The following is a 3364-nucleotide window of genomic DNA, read 5'->3' as shown; positions in this document are numbered from 1 at the left end:
TAAGAAGCAGCCCGAAATTGGGTCTGTAGCTCAGTTGGTTAGAGCGCACCCCTGATAAGGGTGAGGTCGGCAGTTCGAATCTGCCCAGACCCACCAATTTTGTGTGGGAAACGCCTGTAGAAATACGGGGCCATAGCTCAGCTGGGAGAGCGCCTGCCTTGCACGCAGGAGGTCAACGGTTCGATCCCGTTTGGCTCCACCACTACTGCTTCTGAAAGTTTAGAGCTTAGAAATGAGCATTCCATCGTGATGGTGGTGAATGTTGATTTCTAGTCTTTGATTAGATCGTTCTTTAAAAATTTGGGTATGTGATAGAAAGATAGACTGAACGTTACTTTCACTGGTAACGGATCAGGCTAAGGTAAAATTTGTGAGTTACTCAGTTTTGAGTATTATCGAATTTTCGGCGAATGTTGTCTTCACAGTATAACCAGATTGCTTGGGGTTATATGGTCAAGTGAAGAAGCGCATACGGTGGATGCCTTGGCAGTCAGAGGCGATGAAAGACGTGGTAGCCTGCGAAAAGCTTCGGGGAGTCGGCAAACAGACTTTGATCCGGAGATGTCTGAATGGGGGAACCCAGCCATCATAAGATGGTTATCTTACGCTGAATACATAGGCGTAAGAGGCGAACCAGGGGAACTGAAACATCTAAGTACCCTGAGGAAAAGAAATCAACCGAGATTCCCTTAGTAGTGGCGAGCGAACGGGGACTAGCCCTTAAGTGGCTTTGAGATTAGCGGAACGCTCTGGAAAGTGCGGCCATAGTGGGTGATAGCCCTGTACGCGAAAATCTCTTAGTCATGAAATCGAGTAGGACGGAGCACGAGAAACTTTGTCTGAATATGGGGGGACCATCCTCCAAGGCTAAATACTACTGACTGACCGATAGTGAACTAGTACCGTGAGGGAAAGGCGAAAAGAACCCCGGAGAGGGGAGTGAAATAGATCCTGAAACCGTATGCGTACAAGCAGTGGGAGCCCACTTTGTTGGGTGACTGCGTACCTTTTGTATAATGGGTCAGCGACTTATTTTCAGTGGCGAGCTTAACCGAATAGGGGAGGCGTAGCGAAAGCGAGTCTTAATAGGGCGTCTAGTCGCTGGGAATAGACCCGAAACCGGGCGATCTATCCATGGGCAGGTTGAAGGTTGGGTAACACTAACTGGAGGACCGAACCGACTACCGTTGAAAAGTTAGCGGATGACCTGTGGATCGGAGTGAAAGGCTAATCAAGCTCGGAGATAGCTGGTTCTCCTCGAAAGCTATTTAGGTAGCGCCTCATGTATCACTGTAGGGGGTAGAGCACTGTTTCGGCTAGGGGGTCATCCCGACTTACCAAACCGATGCAAACTCCGAATACCTACAAGTGCCGAGCATGGGAGACACACGGCGGGTGCTAACGTCCGTCGTGAAAAGGGAAACAACCCAGACCGTCAGCTAAGGTCCCAAAGTTATGGTTAAGTGGGAAACGATGTGGGAAGGCTTAGACAGCTAGGAGGTTGGCTTAGAAGCAGCCACCCTTTAAAGAAAGCGTAATAGCTCACTAGTCGAGTCGGCCTGCGCGGAAGATGTAACGGGGCTCAAACCATACACCGAAGCTACGGGTATCACGTAAGTGATGCGGTAGAGGAGCGTTCTGTAAGCCTGTGAAGGTGAGTTGAGAAGCTTGCTGGAGGTATCAGAAGTGCGAATGCTGACATGAGTAACGACAATGGGTGTGAAAAACACCCACGCCGAAAGACCAAGGTTTCCTGCGCAACGTTAATCGACGCAGGGTTAGTCGGTCCCTAAGGCGAGGCTGAAAAGCGTAGTCGATGGAAAACAGGTTAATATTCCTGTACTTCTGGTTATTGCGATGGAGGGACGGAGAAGGCTAGGCCAGCTTGGCGTTGGTTGTCCAAGTTTAAGGTGGTAGGCTGAGATCTTAGGTAAATCCGGGATCTTAAGGCCGAGAGCTGATGACGAGTTAACTTTTAGTTAACGAAGTGGTTGATGCCATGCTTCCAAGAAAAGCTTCTAAGCTTCAGGTAACCAGGAACCGTACCCCAAACCGACACAGGTGGTTGGGTAGAGAATACCAAGGCGCTTGAGAGAACTCGGGTGAAGGAACTAGGCAAAATGGCACCGTAACTTCGGGAGAAGGTGCGCCGGTGAGGGTGAAGGACTTGCTCCGTAAGCTCATGCCGGTCGAAGATACCAGGCCGCTGCGACTGTTTATTAAAAACACAGCACTCTGCAAACACGAAAGTGGACGTATAGGGTGTGACGCCTGCCCGGTGCCGGAAGGTTAATTGATGGGGTTAGCTAACGCGAAGCTCTTGATCGAAGCCCCGGTAAACGGCGGCCGTAACTATAACGGTCCTAAGGTAGCGAAATTCCTTGTCGGGTAAGTTCCGACCTGCACGAATGGCGTAACGATGGCGGCGCTGTCTCCACCCGAGACTCAGTGAAATTGAAATCGCTGTGAAGATGCAGTGTATCCGCGGCTAGACGGAAAGACCCCGTGAACCTTTACTATAGCTTTGCACTGGACTTTGAATTTGCTTGTGTAGGATAGGTGGGAGGCTTTGAAGCGTGGACGCCAGTCTGCGTGGAGCCAACCTTGAAATACCACCCTGGCAACTTTGAGGTTCTAACTCAGGTCCGTTATCCGGATCGAGGACAGTGTATGGTGGGTAGTTTGACTGGGGCGGTCTCCTCCTAAAGAGTAACGGAGGAGTACGAAGGTGCGCTCAGACCGGTCGGAAATCGGTCGTAGAGTATAAAGGCAAAAGCGCGCTTGACTGCGAGACAGACACGTCGAGCAGGTACGAAAGTAGGTCTTAGTGATCCGGTGGTTCTGTATGGAAGGGCCATCGCTCAACGGATAAAAGGTACTCCGGGGATAACAGGCTGATACCGCCCAAGAGTTCATATCGACGGCGGTGTTTGGCACCTCGATGTCGGCTCATCACATCCTGGGGCTGAAGCCGGTCCCAAGGGTATGGCTGTTCGCCATTTAAAGTGGTACGCGAGCTGGGTTTAGAACGTCGTGAGACAGTTCGGTCCCTATCTGCCGTGGACGTTTGAGATTTGAGAGGGGCTGCTCCTAGTACGAGAGGACCGGAGTGGACGAACCTCTGGTGTTCCGGTTGTCACGCCAGTGGCATTGCCGGGTAGCTATGTTCGGAATAGATAACCGCTGAAAGCATCTAAGCGGGAAACTAGCCTCAAGATGAGATCTCACTGGAACCTTGAGTTCCCTGAAGGGCCGTCGAAGACTACGACGTTGATAGGTTGGGTGTGTAAGCGCTGTGAGGCGTTGAGCTAACCAATACTAATTGCCCGTGAGGCTTGACCATATAACACCCAAGCAATTTGCT

General features: G+C 51.0%; 2 tRNA genes and 1 rRNA gene. All 3 read left to right on the top strand.

Annotated elements, in window-relative coordinates:
- Nucleotides 1–19 precede the first annotated feature (19 nt).
- The 3 genes from ICY20_RS28100 (at nt 20) to ICY20_RS28090 (ending at nt 3343) form a co-directional block, all read left to right on the top strand.
- Nucleotides 20–96: transfer RNA gene (locus ICY20_RS28100), tRNA-Ile, on the top strand.
- A 30-nt stretch (nt 97–126) separates the two neighbouring features.
- A tRNA-Ala gene (locus ICY20_RS28095) sits at nt 127–202 on the top strand.
- 249 nt (nt 203–451) lie between these two features.
- Nucleotides 452–3343, top strand: a 23S ribosomal RNA gene (locus ICY20_RS28090).
- Nucleotides 3344–3364 lie beyond the last annotated feature (21 nt).

It is taken from the genome of Pseudomonas pisciculturae (assembly GCF_015461805.1).
GTDB lineage: Bacteria > Pseudomonadota > Gammaproteobacteria > Pseudomonadales > Pseudomonadaceae > Aquipseudomonas > Aquipseudomonas pisciculturae.
This window is presented reverse-complemented; position numbering and strand designations above follow the sequence as displayed.